The 14,371-nt window shown below is 63.3% G+C and carries 14 protein-coding genes; 4 read left to right on the top strand and 10 right to left on the bottom strand.

What is annotated here, in order from left to right; all coding sequences use genetic code 11:
- Nucleotides 1–3 precede the first annotated feature (3 nt).
- From ACGYK9_RS08150 to ACGYK9_RS08165, 4 genes are all read left to right on the top strand, one after another.
- Nucleotides 4–570, top strand: a complete 567-nt coding sequence (locus ACGYK9_RS08150; protein ID WP_394409368.1) for a membrane integrity-associated transporter subunit PqiC — start codon at nt 4–6, stop codon at nt 568–570.
- A 122-nt stretch (nt 571–692) separates the two neighbouring features.
- Nucleotides 693–1,166, top strand: coding sequence for a GbsR/MarR family transcriptional regulator (locus ACGYK9_RS08155; protein ID WP_394422480.1), 474 nt, complete (start codon nt 693–695; stop codon nt 1,164–1,166).
- A 41-nt stretch (nt 1,167–1,207) separates the two neighbouring features.
- A complete protein-coding gene (locus ACGYK9_RS08160; protein WP_394409374.1) occupies nt 1,208–2,449 on the top strand; it encodes an efflux RND transporter periplasmic adaptor subunit in 1,242 nt (413 codons plus the stop codon).
- Nucleotides 2,446–5,577 carry an efflux RND transporter permease subunit gene (locus tag ACGYK9_RS08165; protein ID WP_394409377.1) on the top strand — a complete coding sequence of 1,044 codons (3,132 nt, stop codon included), beginning with the start codon at nt 2,446–2,448 and terminating at the stop codon, nt 5,575–5,577. Before ACGYK9_RS08160 ends, ACGYK9_RS08165 begins: the two co-directional genes overlap by 4 nt.
- A 37-nt stretch (nt 5,578–5,614) precedes the next feature.
- Here ACGYK9_RS08165 and ACGYK9_RS08170 read toward each other — a convergent pair whose 3' ends face one another.
- The 10 genes from ACGYK9_RS08170 to ACGYK9_RS08215 all read right to left on the bottom strand — a co-directional run bounded on the left by ACGYK9_RS08170 (nt 5,615) and on the right by ACGYK9_RS08215 (nt 14,367).
- The gene (locus tag ACGYK9_RS08170) at nt 5,615–6,079 is read right to left on the bottom strand and encodes a PTS sugar transporter subunit IIA (RefSeq protein WP_067630567.1); all 465 of its coding nucleotides are present in this window, start codon (nt 6,077–6,079) and stop codon (nt 5,615–5,617) included.
- 40 nt (nt 6,080–6,119) lie between these two features.
- Nucleotides 6,120–6,686, bottom strand: coding sequence for a ribosome hibernation-promoting factor, HPF/YfiA family (gene hpf / locus ACGYK9_RS08175; RefSeq protein ID WP_067267651.1), 567 nt, complete (start codon nt 6,684–6,686; stop codon nt 6,120–6,122).
- 308 nt (nt 6,687–6,994) lie between these two features.
- Complete coding sequence (gene lptB, locus ACGYK9_RS08180) at nt 6,995–7,753, bottom strand: LPS export ABC transporter ATP-binding protein (protein WP_136720275.1); 759 nt, start codon at nt 7,751–7,753, stop codon at nt 6,995–6,997.
- The gene (gene lptA / locus ACGYK9_RS08185; RefSeq protein ID WP_271692745.1) at nt 7,750–8,244 is read right to left on the bottom strand and encodes a lipopolysaccharide transport periplasmic protein LptA; all 495 of its coding nucleotides are present in this window, start codon (nt 8,242–8,244) and stop codon (nt 7,750–7,752) included. Before lptA ends, lptB begins: the two co-directional genes overlap by 4 nt.
- Nucleotides 8,245–8,249: 5 nt before the next feature.
- A complete protein-coding gene (gene lptC, locus ACGYK9_RS08190; protein WP_394409380.1) occupies nt 8,250–8,858 on the bottom strand; it encodes an LPS export ABC transporter periplasmic protein LptC in 609 nt (202 codons plus the stop codon).
- 6 nt (nt 8,859–8,864) lie between these two features.
- Complete coding sequence (locus tag ACGYK9_RS08195) at nt 8,865–9,833, bottom strand: SIS domain-containing protein (protein ID WP_394409383.1); 969 nt, start codon at nt 9,831–9,833, stop codon at nt 8,865–8,867.
- Nucleotides 9,830–10,444 (bottom strand): ribonuclease D, encoded by a 615-nt coding sequence (locus ACGYK9_RS08200; protein WP_394409386.1) that lies wholly within the window; start codon nt 10,442–10,444, stop codon nt 9,830–9,832. The genes ACGYK9_RS08195 and ACGYK9_RS08200 overlap by 4 nt, the downstream gene beginning before the upstream one ends.
- Before the next feature lie 54 nt (nt 10,445–10,498).
- Entirely contained in the window at nt 10,499–11,278 is a 780-nt protein-coding gene (locus ACGYK9_RS08205) for a PaaX family transcriptional regulator C-terminal domain-containing protein (protein WP_394409389.1), read from the bottom strand.
- Nucleotides 11,268–13,292: a phenylacetic acid degradation bifunctional protein PaaZ gene (gene paaZ, locus ACGYK9_RS08210; RefSeq protein ID WP_394409392.1), complete on the bottom strand. Its 2,025-nt coding sequence runs from the start codon at nt 13,290–13,292 to the stop codon at nt 11,268–11,270. The genes ACGYK9_RS08205 and paaZ overlap by 11 nt, the downstream gene beginning before the upstream one ends.
- Before the next feature lie 10 nt (nt 13,293–13,302).
- Nucleotides 13,303–14,367, bottom strand: coding sequence for a 2Fe-2S iron-sulfur cluster-binding protein (locus tag ACGYK9_RS08215; RefSeq protein WP_394409395.1), 1,065 nt, complete (start codon nt 14,365–14,367; stop codon nt 13,303–13,305).
- Nucleotides 14,368–14,371 lie beyond the last annotated feature (4 nt).

Here is a 14,371-nt window from a genome sequence, read left to right on the forward strand (position 1 = left end):
AGCATGACTTTTGCAAGACCTCTGATCACCCTCGGCCTATTGGCTGCTTTGGCGGCCTGTGGCAGCACGGCTGAACGTTTCCCCGTCCGCGCCCCGGCGGTGACAGAGAAGACCTCCATCGCCTTCAGCTCTGTCGAAGTGCGCGATGTGTCTTTGCCGACCTATGCCGCCGCCGAAGAGATTTCGGTGCAATTGGCCGATGGCCGTCTGGTCAGTTCGACCGATGTGCTTTGGGCCGACGCGCCCGAACGGGCCGTGGCGCTGGAGCTTAGCCAGAACCTTGCGCGGATGACGGGGCGGCGCATCGCGTCCGAGCCTTGGCCGTTCGAAGCCTTCCCCGATGCCAGCCTCGAAGTGCGCTTTGCCGAACTGGTGGCCACTGAAGCAGGGGAATTTCGTGCCTCCGGTCAGTATTTCGTGGCCGTCCCCGATGACCGGCGGGAGCGGTCGGGCCTGTTCGACCTCAGCGTGCCTTTCAATCCCGAAGGTGGCGCAAACGCCATCGCCGCGGCGCGGGGGCAACTCGTCCTTGATCTGGCCCGCTATATCGCGCGGAACGGGTTGAAGTAGGGTCGAGCGCCGGAAGTCTACCGGCGACGCGCTTTGTTCCGTCTGTTCGGAAAATTCTGAATAGTCTTGATTTGTGCCTCGCCTTGTCTATCTACCGTCAACGCGCCTGCCGTGGACGGGGAATGATGGATAGCACTGACCAAATCGACCAAGTCCGCGATGACTTCATCACCCGCATGGGCGTCGTCGCCATGGGCGAGGGGTTGCCGCGCATGGCAGGGCAGGTCTTTGCGACGTTGGTTTTTGAGGGCGAGCCGATCGCCTTTGGCGCGCTGTCGCGCCGCCTTTCCGTGAGCCGCGCCACGATCAGCACCTCCATTCGCCTGCTCGAAGAGCGGGGCTTGATCCGGCGTGTGAACAAGACGGGCGACCGCCAGGACTACTTCCAACTCGCCGATGACGCCTATGCCGCGATGACGAAATATGCGCTGGCAGGGACCCGCCACGCCAAATCCGAGATTAACGATACGATCCGCAAGCTGCCCGAAGAGGCCGAAGGGGTGCGCCAAAGGCTCAATACTTTCGCCGCCTTCTATGACACGATCAGCGCCGCGCTTGATGATGTAGCAACCCGGGTGAGCAAGCCCAAGAATTGACGCGCGCCTGATCACAGGGCCGCGGTGATGGAGTTCGATCAATGAGTGACACATCTCAAGAGCGCCAGACGCTTTCATTCGACAGCGATGCCGGCTCGAAACGGTCGAAGTTCATCGCCGGTGGGATCGCGCTGTTGATCGCTCTTTGGATGGGCAGCGGCTATATTATCCCCTCCGAAGAGACCGAAGAAGCCGCGCCTGCACCCATTGCTCCCGAAGCGGTGACGGTGGCCGTGCGCGGCTCTCAGGCGGACAGCGTGACGCAGGTCTTCGTGGCCGAAGGGCAGGCCTTGCCGGACCGCGATACGATGGTCCGCGCCGAAGCTGGTGGTGAGATTGCCGAGGTGCTGGTCGCCAAGGGCGATGCGGTCGAAGCGGGCGCGTTGATCGCGCGGCTCAGCACCACGGCGCGCGATTCCGATCTGGCCCGCGCGCGTGAGGAATTGAGCCGCGCACAGCGCGAATACGACAACGCCCAAGCCCTACTGGACAGGGGTGTCTCGACCGTGGACCGCGTGAGCCAAGCGCGCGCGACCTTGGCCGCCGCTCAGGCTTCGGTCACCGCCGCCGAAGAGGCGCTGAACAACACCGAAATCCGCGCCCCCTTTCCCGGCCGGCTAGAGATGCTCGATATTTCAGCGGGAGAGTTCGTGTCGACCGGTGAGGAAATCGCGCGTCTCGTCGACAACACGCCGCTGACGATCCAAGTGCAGGTGCCCCAGCAGTCGCTTAAAGACATTAAAGAGGGTCAAACGGCCGAGGTCGTCTTCATCACCGGGACAGAGGCGCAGGGCGAGGTGCAATTCGTCTCAAGCAGTGCGAGCGCCGAAACCCGGACCTTTACCGCCGAAGTCAGGGTCGAAAACGCTGATGGTGCGATCCCCGCGGGCATTTCGGCCCGCGTGCGCATCCCCACGGGCGAGACCCGCGCGCATTTCGTCTCTCCGGCGATCCTGTCCTTGGACACCAATGGCACCTTGGGCGTCAAAACGGTGAACGGTGACAACAAGGTCGTGTTCAACAAGATCGCCATCGTGCGCGCCCAGACCGATGGCATCTGGATCGCGGGCCTGCCGGATGAGGCCCAGATCATCACCATCGGGCAGGGCTTCGTCAACGACGGGGAAACGGTCAACCCGCAGCCCGAAACCGGTGGCGACAATGAGGGTGAAGCGCAGCCCATGACGGGTGTGCCCGAGATTGACGAGTTGGAAGACCGGCCAAGCGGCGACGGCCAGATCACCGGCAGCGCCGAAGCCGCCCAGCCGGAGCAGGTGGAATGAACACGCTGATCGACGCCGCTTTCAGCCGCGCCCGCGTGGTGATCCTGAGTTTGGTGATGATCTTGGCGGTCGGGGCCTATGCCTATGTCGGCATCCCCAAGGAAAGCTCGCCCGAGATTCCGATCCCGACGCTCTATGTCTCCACCTCTCTCGAAGGCATCTCGCCCGAGGACAGCGAGCGGCTGCTCGTTGAGCCGCTTGAGACCGAACTCAGCGCGATCACCGGGTTGAAACAGATCACCTCGAACGGGGCCGAGGGCCATGCCTCGGTGCAATTGGAGTTCGAGCCGGGGTTCGATTCAGATGAGGCACTCGACAAGGTGCGCGAGGGCGTGGACCGTGCCAAGTCGGACCTGCCCGAAGACGCCACCGACCCGGTCGTGACCGAGATCAACACGGCGCTTTTCCCGATCCTGACCGCGATCCTCTCCGGCCCGGTGCCGGAACGGACGCTCAACTCCATTTCCGAAGAGCTGAAGGACGCGATCGAAGGGCTGTCCGGCGTGCTTGAAGTCGATGTCGGGGGGGAGCGGACCGAGCTTTTGGAGGTGCTGATCGACCCTACGGTCTTTGAGACCTACAACATCTCTTTCGAAGAGCTGATCAGCCAGATCAACCGCAACAACCGCCTGATCGCGGCGGGGGCGATTGAAAGCGGCGCGGGGCGGCTGGTGCTCAAGGTGCCGGGGCTGATCGAGAATGTCGAAGACGTTATGTCCCTGCCGATCAAGGTGCGCGGCGATACGGTGGTGACCTTTGCCGATGTCGCCACGATCCGCCGAACCTTCAAAGACCCGACTGGCTTTGCCCGCATTGATGGCCAGCCCGCGCTGGCGCTTGAGATCAAGAAACGCTCGGGCGCGAATATTATCGAGACAGTCGCGGCGGTGCGCGAATTGATTGACGAGATGCGCGCGGAATGGCCCGACAGCATCACCGTCAAATATACCCAAGACGAATCCGAGCAGGTCCAAGACATGCTCAGCGATCTTGAGGCCAATGTTATCGCGGCGGTTATCCTTGTGATGATCGTAATTGTCTGGGCCTTGGGCGTCCGCTCGGCCCTGCTGGTGGGCTTGGCGATTCCGGGGGCCTTCTTGGCCGGGGTCACGGCGCTTTGGGTCATGGGCTATACGATGAACCTCGTCGTGCTGTTTTCGCTGATTCTTGTGGTGGGGATGCTGGTGGACGGGGCCATCGTGACCACCGAACTGGCCGACCGCCGCCTGCAAGAGGGGCATTCGCCCCGCGCCGCCTATGCCCATGCCGCCAAACGCATGGCATGGCCCATCATCGCCTCAACGGCGACGACGCTCAGCGTGTTCTTCCCTCTGCTGTTCTGGACCGGCACGGTGGGGGAATTCATGAAGTTCCTGCCCATCACCGTGATTCTGACCCTGACCGCATCGCTTTTCATGGCGTTGGTCTTTATCCCCGTGGTCGGTGGCATCATCGGCAAACGGCCCCCGCAATCGGCAAAGGATAAGGCCACGCTCTATGCCGCCGAACAGGGCGATCCGCGTGACCTGAAGGGCTTTACCGGCGGCTATGTCAAACTGCTGCAATTCGCCATCCTGCGCCCGTGGATGACGCTGATCCTAGCCATCTCCCTGCTGATGGGCGGCTTTACGGCCTATGCGCAATTCGGCAACGGCATCACCTTTTTCCCTGATGTAGAGCCTGATTTCGCGCAGGTGCAGGTGCGTGCGCGGGACAATTTCTCGATCTACGAACAAGACGCGCTGGTGCGGCAGGTCGAGCAACGCCTCTTTGCCTATGACGAGATTGCCAGCGTCTATGCCCGCACCGGCAGCAGCAACCGCGACAGTGCCGACCTGATCGGCACCATTCAGGTTGAGTTCACCGAATGGGACGAACGCCGCCCCGCCGCCATCATAGGCGAGGAAATCCGGACCGAGATGGCGGCCATTCCGGGGATCGACGTGCAGGTGCAGACCGCCTCGAACGGCCCCTCGGCGGGCAAACCCGTCAATCTGCGGATCGAGGCGCATGACCCGCAGGTGCAGCAGCAGGTGGTGGATCAGATCCGCGAGAAGATGGCCGATATCGGCGGTTTCACCGATGTGACCGACTCGCGCCCCCTGCCGGGGGTGGAATGGCGCATCGCTGTGAACAGGTCCGAGGCCGCGCGGTTCGGGGCCGATATCTCGACCCTGGGGCAGGCGGTGCAACTGCTGACGCGGGGCATCACCGTGGCGGATTACCGGCCTGACGATGCCGAGGGTTCCATTGACATCAATGTGCGCTTCCCCTCCGATGAGCGCACGCTGGAAGAGTTGCAATCGCTGCGCGTGCCGACCTCCGCAGGGCTGGTGCCGATCTCGAACTTCGTGACTTTCGAGCCGAGTCCGCGGACCGGCACGATCACGCGGGTGGATCAAGAGCGGGTGGTCACGATCGAGGCCAATGTCGCGCCGGGCGTCTTGGTGAACGACCAGACCGTCGCGCTGCGCAGCGCGATCGACGCGATGGACTTGCCGCCGGGTGTCGAAGCCTCCTTCGCCGGGGAGGCGGAGGATCAGCAGGAATCGATGATCTTCCTCGTCGGTGCCTTTGTCACCGCGATTTTCCTGATGTTCGTGATCCTCGTGATCCAGTTCAACAGCTTTTACCAAGCCTTCGTCGTCATGTCGGCCATCGTCTTTTCGATTGCCGGGGTGCTCTTTGGCCTGCTGATTACCGGACGGCCCTTCGGGGTGGTCATGGGGGGCATCGGGGTCATCGCGCTGGCGGGGATCGTGGTGAACAACAATATCGTTCTGATCGACACCTATAACGACCTTAAGAAACTGGGGCTGTCGCCGCTAGAGGCAGCGCTGCGCACCGGGGCGCAGCGTTTGCGTCCGGTGGTGCTGACCTCGGTCACCACGGCGCTTGGCCTGATGCCCATGGTGATCGGCCTCAACATCAACTTCTTCACGCGTGAGATCGTCTATGGCGCGCCTTCCACCCAATGGTGGACCGAGCTGAGCTCGGCCATCGCGGGCGGTCTGGTGGTCGCCACCGTGCTGACGCTGGTGGTGACACCGGCGATGTTGATGCTGGGAGAGAAGAAAGCGAAACGCGCAAAGCCGACCCCGCCAGAGCCGGAACCGGTCGCCGTCTAGCGCAAGGTCAGGTGGCCGAAGGTCAGGCAGCCCAAAATCAGGCGGCCTTATCGGCCTTGTCTTCGGTCAGGATCGTATAAAGCGTGGCCGGGTCGGGGTTCGACCGCAGCTTGGTGCAGATGCTGGTGTCGCGCAGCGTGCGGGCCACCAGTGCCAGCGCTTTGAGGTGCTCCACCCCCGCATCTTCGGGGGCGAAGAGGGCAAAGGCCACGTCGACCGGTTGCCGGTCGACCGAGGAGAAATCAATCGGCTTGTCCAACAGCACGAAGGCACCGACGACCTTGTCGATCCCGTCCATCCGCGCGTGGGGCAGAGCAACGCCATGGCCCACGCCGGTCGGCCCAAGGGTTTCGCGCGTCATCAGCGCATCTACCACTTGGCCGGCCGGCAGCCCATAGGCTTGCTGGGCGAGTTCGCCGATATCCTGCATCAGACGCTTCTTGCTCGAAGCCGAAGTCAAAACCTTCACGGCCTCTGGCTTGAGGAGTTTGCCGAAATCCATTCCGCTCGCCCTGCTCTGTGGCGGAAGTTACCGCCGTGGGTTACGAAGGGTCGATCCAGCCGATGTTGCCGTCTTCGCGGCGGTACACGACATTCATCCCTTCCTGGCCTTCCTTGCGAAACAATAGCACCGGATCGCCCGACAATTCCATCTGCATCACCGCTTCGCCGACAGACAAAGTTGGCACCTTCGTCTGCATCTCTGCAATGATCATGGGTTGGAGGGTATCAGGTTCCTGCGCATCTGAATCGCTGTCTGACGCGAGGATATAGGAGGACGCCCCCAGAAGTTCAACCGGTTCGGCGCGTTCTTTGTGATGGTCTTTCAGGCGGCGCTTATAGCGGCGCAGCTGTTTTTCCATCTTTTCGCAGCAGCTGTCGAAGGCGGCATAGATCTCTGTCGCCTTGGCCTTGGCCGAGGCATTGAGACCGGTGGAAAGATGCACGGTCGCCTCGCAGGCAAATTCGTGGCCCGTTTTGGAAAACACCACCATCGCATCTGTCGGGCGTTCGGCATATTTGCTGACCGCCTCGTCCAGTTCGGTCCGGACATGTGTCCGAAGCGCGTCGCCAATGTCGATCTGTTTGCCACTGATCTGATACCGCATATCGTCTCCTTGTCTTTCTTGTTCCGAACATTGCCAAACGGTCCACATGCGTGGAGCGCGACAACTTTCAGATATGGAGGAATGGCGCTGCGACCAGGATGATTTTGACCGTTCCTTCGCGGGAAGGGCGATGCAGGATCAAACAGGAACGCGATGTCACCATAGCTCAATGAGGCCGCGTTTCGGTTTGAAAGTCAATGGCGCCGATACGCGCGCCATCCTTTTATCGCTACAATCAGAGCGATTTTCCGCATCATGCGAGCAAGGCTTCGCCGAGGGCTGGAAGACCCGGAAAAACGCGTTAAGTCTTAGGAAATACGGAAATTATCGCCAAGGTAGACGCGGCGCACATTCTCGTTCTGCACAACTTCTTCGGGCGTTCCGGACATCAGAACTTTGCCCTCATGCAGGATATAGGCGCGGTCCACGATCTCTAGGGTTTCGCGCACATTGTGGTCGGTGATCAGCACCCCGATGCCGCGCTTCTTGAGGTCGGCGACCAGTTGCCGAATGTCCCCGACCGAGATCGGATCGACCCCGGCAAAGGGTTCATCAAGCAGCAGATAGTTCGGGTTGGCGGCCAGACAGCGGGCGATTTCCACCCGGCGCCGCTCCCCGCCCGATAGCGCCAGCGCAGGCGCGCGGCGCAGGTGTTCGATGGAAAATTCGGTCAGCAACTCTTCCAACCGTTCGCGGCGCTGGTGGCGGTGTTTGACCCGGATATCGAGGATCGCGCTGATGTTGTCTTGGACCGACAGCCCGCGAAAAATGCTCATCTCCTGCGGCAGATAGCCGATGCCAAGCTGCGCGCGGCGGTACATGGGCAGGGTGGTCACATCTTTGCCGTCCACGGTGACGCGCCCGCCCTCGGGCGTGACCAGACCGGCCACCGCGTAGAAAGTGGTCGTCTTGCCCGAGCCGTTCGGCCCCAAAAGCGCCACGACCTCCCCCCGGTCGAGCGCCATCGAAAAGTCGCGGATCACCGCTTTCTTGCGGTAAGACTTGCGCAGATGCTGAATGCGCAGGCCGGAATCGCCCCCGGCGACTTTCAGTTCAGGCGGCATCAGTTGTCGCTGCCGGGCTGCAAAATGGTCTTCACGCCGCCCGACATCTGCGCCGTGCCGTCGTTCAGGTTCACCGTCATTTCCTGCGCGCTCAGCGCACTGGGGCCTTGGGTCATCAGCACATCGCCGCGCATTACCAAGGTGCCTGCGTCGATGTCGTAATCGGCGCGCTGCGATTCAGCGGCGTCCTCACCCGCGACCAAGACCACGCCGCCGGTGGCCGCCAGCTTGGCGATGCCCTGATCCGAGGCGCGATAGACGACCTCGACCTTCCCGGCGGAGAGGGTCATTTCGCCCTGAGAAATCAAAACATTGCCCGTGAAGACGGCGGTGCCCGTGGCATTGTCGACCGACAGGTTATCGGCGGTCACTTCGACGGGTTGGCTGGTGTCTTGCTCAAGCGCGCCGAAGGCGACATTGGCAGATTGGGCAGAGACAGGGGCGGCCTGCAGCGCGAAAAACAGCGGCAGCATCAAAATAAACAAATGTCTCAAGGCAGTTACTCTTTCGTTGCTTGCGGCGTGTATATCAGTTTCACACCCTTTGTGAAAAGCAATTGCGATCCGGCGCTGTTCTGCCGGTTGGTGATGGCCATGCTGCCGGCGGTGATCTCGCCCGCGGGGCTGGTGGCGCGCACCGGGCCGGGCGATTGCAGGTCCAGCGTGGTGAGGTTCGAGATCATCCGCTCGGACAAGATTTCGTAGCCGGTTGAGGTGCTAACCCGCACATTGCCCGCCAGTTCCGCCGCCTCTGCGCCGGTGTCGAACCGCCCGCTGTTGGAGTGCAACGTGATTTTGGAGCCACCTTCTAGGTCTAGCGTCGCCTCGATCTCTTCGGCCTCATTGGTGCCGGTCTCCCCGCCCGGGGTGGTCAGCTTTTCGGCAGAGAAAGAGATCAGATCGCCATCCGCCGTGGTGCCGGAATAGAAAGGGCCGGTGATCTGTTGGTCGCGCAGCCGTTCTTGAACCTCTTTGTCCGCGAAGGGGATCACGGCCTGCGGTTCAATCGCGCGCGACAGCAGGAATAGGGTCGATAGCAGTGCCAGCGCGATCAGCGGAAAGAGCACTTTCAGCCACGACACGACGCGAGAGTGGCGATCCCCCTTCATCCCGCGTCACCCCAGCCCGACGCGCAGGCAGTCGTGGATATGCAGCAGCCCGATGGGCGATTTGCCGTCGTTCTGCGCGGGGTCGGTCACGATAAGGCAGGTGATCTTGCGGCTGTTCATCACGCCCACGGCCTTTTCGGCCAATTCGTCGGGGGTAATGGTCACGGGCCCGGGGGTCATGACGTCGCGGGCGGTCATGGTCATCAAGCCATCCAGATGCCGGGCGAGGTCACCCATGGTGATGATCCCGGCCAGCGCGCCTTCCGCATCGGTGACGCAGACCACGCCAAAGCCCTTGCGGCTGATCTCGCTCAGCGCCTCGGGCATCGGGGCGTCGGCGGTGACCAGTGGCAGCTTATCGCCGACATGCATCAGATCGGCCACGCGGCTCAGCCTTGCGCCCAGCTTGCCGCCGGGGTGGAAGTCACGGAAATGCTCGGCGGTGAAGGCGCGGTTCTCCATCAGCGCCACGGCCACGGCATCGCCCATCGCCAGTGTCAGCGTGGTCGAGGTGGTGGGCACCACGCCGGTGCCGCAAGCCTCTGCCGTGCGGGGCAGTTCGAGCACCACGTCGCTATGGCGGCCAAGGCTGCTTTCGGCGCGGCTGGTGATGCCGATGAGCGGAATGGCATAGCGACGCGAATAGGCGATGAGGTTGGCCAGCTCCGGCGCTTCGCCCGAGTTGGAGATCGCCAGCACCACATCGGCGGCGGTGATCATGCCCAGATCGCCGTGGCTCGCCTCGGCCGGGTGCACGAATTGCGCGGGCGTGCCGGTGGAGGCCAGCGTCGCCGCGATTTTATTGCCGATATGGCCCGACTTGCCGATGCCGGTGACGATCACCCGGCCCTTGCAGGTGCGCATCAGGTCAACCGCGGCGCGAAAGCGGTCATCAAGGCTGTCGGCCAGCAGCGTCAGCGCGTCGGCTTCGCAGCGGATCACCCGGCGGGCGGTGTCGAGGAAAGGTGTGTTCATGCGTGTGCGAAGATGTCCGTATCCGGCCATCCCTCCAGATCCAGCCGGGCGCGCATGGGCAGGAAATCGAAACAGGCCTGCGCCATGTCCATCCGGCCTTCGCGTATCAGGCGTTTGTTAAGTTCATCGCGCAGCCGGTGCAGGTGAAGCACGTCAGAGGCGGCATAGTCGATCTGCGCTTGGGTCAGCTCTTCGGCCCCCCAATCGCTGGATTGCTGCTGTTTCGAGATATCGACGCTCAGAAGTTCCTGGCAAAGCTTCGCCAGCCCGTGCCGGTCGGTATAGGTGCGCACCAGTCGGCTGGCGATCTTGGTGCAATAGACCGGCGTTGCGGTGGCGCCAAAGGTATTAAGCATCGCGGCAATGTCGAAGCGGCCATAGTGGAACAGCTTCAGCACATGAGGATTCTCCAGCAGCGCGCAGAGGTTCGGTGCCTCGGTCTGGCCCTTGGCGACCTGCACCAGATGCGCGTGACCATCGCCGCCCGAAAGCTGCACGACACAGAGCCGGTCGCGATGCGGATGCAGCCCCATCGTTTCGCAATCAATCGCGACCATCGGCCCAAGGTCGAGGTCATCCGGCAGGTCGTTCTGATAGAGGAAATTTGTCATGAGCACGTCTATATCGTGCTTGTCCGGCATGGGAAAGCAGGGCTTTGCGCCGCGTCAGGCGGTGGCCAGATCCTGCAGTGCGGGGCGCGGGTAGCGGCGCAGCAGGCGGTCGACCAGCAGATGGCAGCGGTACCCGGGCCATTCGGGGCGGATCAGCCCGCCGGGAAGAGTGGGATGCTTTAGCACCAATCGCCGCCAATTGTGCACGATCAGGCAGCGCAAGACCGCGACGTCCAAGGGGGTGAGTTGCTCTGGCGCGGGAAGCTCGGCATCCAAGGCCGTGAGCGCGGCCAAGAGTGCGTCATAGTCGCCCTCAAGCTCGGCGGGTTCCACTGCGCGGCGCAGCCACTCGGGCGGTGGCGTGCCGGGCAGGGTAAGGCATCCCGTGGGGGCTGCGCTCTCGGCGCGCCCGACATAGGCGCGGGGCAGGGCGGCGATGAACCCCGCCTCTCGCAAGGCGCTGTCGGTCTCGCGCCCGTTTTCCTCGGTCACGACCATCTGCCAAGGTTCCGACAGGTCTGGGGGCGCGGCGTAGATGCGCGGACTGGCGGCTGCGCTTTCCGCGCGGCCTTGGGCGGTCAGGCTGTGCTGGCTGATGCGCCCCACCTTGTGCGACTGTAGCCAGCCGTCATTGCGCAGCCGATGCAGCGCCACGCGGCTTGCCTCGGGCCGCACGTCGAGCGCGGCCATGATCTGCGACAGCACCGGCCCGTCGATCGCGTCGCCCTGTCCCTGTGCCAGATCGCCGAAGAGGCTGACCATCAGCGACCAGACCCGCTGACCGCCAAGGCCAGCGAGTGCCGCGACGACCGAGGGGGCGTGGTCAGACGGCATTCATCGTCAGCAGGTCGTATTCGGCGACCGCCTCCTCGCGCTGGTTGGTGAGGGTCACATGCCAGCGCACCTCGCCGTATTCCTCGTTGCGCGGCGTCTTGTGCTTGACCGAGAGCCGCACCTTGATGCTGTCCCCGGCCGAGACAGGCTCAAGAAAGCGCAGGTTGTCGAGGCCGGTGTTGGCCAGCACCGGACCGGGGTCGGGCTGCACGAAAAGCCCTGCGGCAAAGCTGAGCAGGAGGTAGCCATGCGCCACGCGCCCCGGGAAGAAGGGGTTCGCCTTGGCGGCCGCGTCATCCATGTGGGCATAGAAGGTATCGCCGGTGAAATGGGCGAAGGTCTCGATATCCTCGAGCGTGACCTCGCGGGTGGGCGAATGGAAGGTCTCGCCCAGATCGAGCTCGGTAAAGCGGCGGGTGAAGGGATGTGCGCGGTCGGTGATCTCCTCGGCCCCTGGCACCCATTGCTTGCCGATGGCGGTGAGGATGTCGGGGCTGCCCTGCACGGCGGTGCGCTGCATGTAATGCATCACGCCGCGCACGCCGCCCAACTCCTCGCCGCCGCCTGCGCGGCCCGGGCCGCCATGCACCATATGCGGCAGCGGAGAGCCGTGGCCGGTGGCCTCAGCCATAGATTTACGATTGTTAAAGTAGAGCCGCCCGTGGAAGGCCGCGGAGCCCATCGTCAACTCGCGCGCGACTTCGCCGTCGTTGGTGATGATCGACGCCACCAGAGAGCCTTGGCCGCGGTTGAGAAGCTGTGTGGCGTGTGCGAGATCGCGGTAGGGCATGAGGGTGGAGACGGGGCCGAAAGCCTCGGTGTCATGCACCCGCTCGGCGGCATCGGGATCGGCGCAGTGGAACAGCATCGGCGGCAGGAAGGCGCCCTTGTCGCGGTCCGCGCCCTTCACGGTGAAGTTGTCGGGGTCGCCGAAAACGCGCTCGGCTTCGGCGCTCAGCAGCACGACCTTCTCCAACACGTCGCGTTTCTGACTGCCCGAGACCAGTGCGCCCATGCGCGTGTCCTCGGCCCGCGGATCGCCGATGGTGGTCTTGGAAAGGCGCTCGGACAGGGCCGAGATCACCGCGTCGACCTGCGCCTGCGGCACCATAATGCGGCGAATGGCGGTGCATTTCTGCCCCGCCTTGGCGGTCATCTCGCGCTGCACTTCCTTGACGAAGAGGTCGAACTCCGGCGTGCCCGGCGCCGCATCGGGGCCGAGCACGGAGGCGTTGAGGCTGTCCTGCTCGGAGGTGAAGCGCACGGAGTTTTCCATGAGCTTCGGATTGCCGCGCAGCTTCAGCGCGGTGTCGGCGGAGCCGGTGAAGGCCACGGCATCCTGACAGCCGAGCAGGTCGAGCATATCGCCCAAGCCGCCGCTCACGAATTGCAAAGCACCCTTCGGCAGCAGTCCACTGTCCAGCATCAGCCGCACGCAATGCTCGGTGACATAGCAGGTGGCGGTGGCCGGTTTCACGATCGCTGGCACGCCGGCGAGCAGCGTCGGCGCAAGTTTCTCCAACATCCCCCAGACCGGGAAGTTGAAGGCGTTGATATGCACTGCGACGCCCTGCAGCGGGGTGCAGATATGCCGCCCCATGAACTGCCCCTCGCGGCCCAGTTGCTCGGGCGCGCCGTCGAGGTAGACATGGGCGTCCGGCATCTCGCGCCGGCCCTTGGAAGCGAAGACCAGCATGGTGCCGATGCCGCCGTCGACGTCGATCTTGTGGTCCGAGAGCGTGGCTCCGGTGTCGTAGCTGAGGTCATAAAGCGCCTGTTTGTGCTCCATCAGGTGCAGCGCCAGCGCCTTCAGCATGCGCGCGCGGTCGTGGAAGGTCATGGCGCGCAGGGCGGGGCCGCCGTGTTCGCGGGCGAAGCCCAGCATGGCGCCCGCGTCCAGCGCGTCGTTCCCGGCCTGCGCGATCACCTCGCCGGTAATGGCGCTGGCGATGTTGCGGGCGCCGGCCCCGGGGGCCAGCCATTCGCCGGCGGCGTAACTGTGAATATCGCGCATGTCGGCTCCTTCAGTGGGTGTCGTAGTCGATGGTGAGTTTGTCGCTCAGCGGGTAGGACTGGCAGGTCAGCACGTAGCCGCGTTCGACTTCGTAATCCTCCAGCGCGTGGTTCGAGATCATCTCGACCTCGCCTTCCAGCACCTTGCCCATGCAGGTCGAACAGACCCCGGCCTTGCAGGAGAACGGCGCCTCCTGCCCGTTTTCCAGCGCCGCTTCGAGGACCGACTGGCCCTTCTGCATGGTGAAGCTGCGCCGCGCGCCGTCGATGATGACGGTGATCTCGGTGCCCTTCTGGCCTTCGCTGCGCTTGGCCATTTCCTGCTTCGCCAAACGGCCCTGCTGGCTTTCGCTGAAGAGTTCGAACTTGATCTGTTCCTCGCCCAGACCGTTGGTCTTCAGCGCCTCGGCGATGGCCAGCATCATCGGCTCCGGCCCGCAGATGAAGGCAGTGTCGATGGTGTCGATCTGAATCCAGTGCTTGAACAGCGCGTTGCATTTGTCCTGGTCGACGCGGCCCTCGAAAAGCTCCATGTCCTGACCGGATTCGAGGATATGGATCACCGTCAGGCGGCCCATGTAGCGGTTCTTAAGGTCTTCGAGTTCCTCGCGGAACATGATCGTGTTCACCGCGCGGTTGGCATAGACCAGCGTGAAGGTGGACTTCGGCTCGCGTTTCAGCACCGTCTTCAGGATCGACAGCACCGGGGTGATGCCCGAGCCGCCCGCGAAGCCGAGGTAGTTCTTGGCGACCTCCGGTTCGATCCGGGTGAAGAACTTGCCCTGCGGCGGCATGGCGTGCAGCACGTCGCCGACCTTGAGCTCGGTATTGGCATAGGTCGAGAAGGCCCCGCCATCGACGCGCTTGATCCCGACCTTCAACTCGCCATCGTCCAGCCCTGCACAGATCGAGTAGTTGCGGCGCAGCTCGGTGCCGTCGAAATCCTGTTTGAAGGTCAGGTACTGGCCTTGTGTGAAGGCGAAGGCGTCGGGGTCTTCCGGCTTCAGCGTCAGCACCACGGCATCGCGGATGGTGTGGTGGATGTCGGTGACGGTGAGGGGGTGGAACTGGCTCATCGGG

Origin of the sequence: Sulfitobacter sp. 1A15258 (assembly GCF_043557045.1) — a bacterium.
Classification (GTDB): Bacteria; Pseudomonadota; Alphaproteobacteria; order Rhodobacterales; family Rhodobacteraceae; genus Sulfitobacter; species Sulfitobacter faviae.

Bases quoted from the DNA above. Each gene is read 5' to 3' on its own strand.
- ACGYK9_RS08160 (WP_394409374.1), top strand. From the start codon at position 1,208: ATGAGTGACACATCTCAAGAGCGCCAGACGCTTTCATTCGACAGCGAT.
- ACGYK9_RS08195 (WP_394409383.1), bottom strand. From the start codon at position 9,833: ATGAACACACCTTTCCTCGACACCGCCCGCCGGGTGATCCGCTGCGAA.
- paaZ (WP_394409392.1), bottom strand. From the start codon at position 13,292: ATGCGCGATATTCACAGTTACGCCGCCGGCGAATGGCTGGCCCCCGGG.
- ACGYK9_RS08165 (WP_394409377.1), top strand. From the start codon at position 2,446: ATGAACACGCTGATCGACGCCGCTTTCAGCCGCGCCCGCGTGGTGATC.
- ACGYK9_RS08170 (WP_067630567.1), bottom strand. From the start codon at position 6,079: ATGGATTTCGGCAAACTCCTCAAGCCAGAGGCCGTGAAGGTTTTGACT.
- ACGYK9_RS08150 (WP_394409368.1), top strand. From the start codon at position 4: ATGACTTTTGCAAGACCTCTGATCACCCTCGGCCTATTGGCTGCTTTG.
- ACGYK9_RS08200 (WP_394409386.1), bottom strand. From the start codon at position 10,444: ATGACAAATTTCCTCTATCAGAACGACCTGCCGGATGACCTCGACCTT.
- ACGYK9_RS08215 (WP_394409395.1), bottom strand. From the start codon at position 14,367: ATGAGCCAGTTCCACCCCCTCACCGTCACCGACATCCACCACACCATC.
- hpf (WP_067267651.1), bottom strand. From the start codon at position 6,686: ATGCGGTATCAGATCAGTGGCAAACAGATCGACATTGGCGACGCGCTT.
- lptC (WP_394409380.1), bottom strand. From the start codon at position 8,858: ATGAAGGGGGATCGCCACTCTCGCGTCGTGTCGTGGCTGAAAGTGCTC.
- ACGYK9_RS08155 (WP_394422480.1), top strand. From the start codon at position 693: ATGATGGATAGCACTGACCAAATCGACCAAGTCCGCGATGACTTCATC.
- ACGYK9_RS08205 (WP_394409389.1), bottom strand. From the start codon at position 11,278: ATGCCGTCTGACCACGCCCCCTCGGTCGTCGCGGCACTCGCTGGCCTT.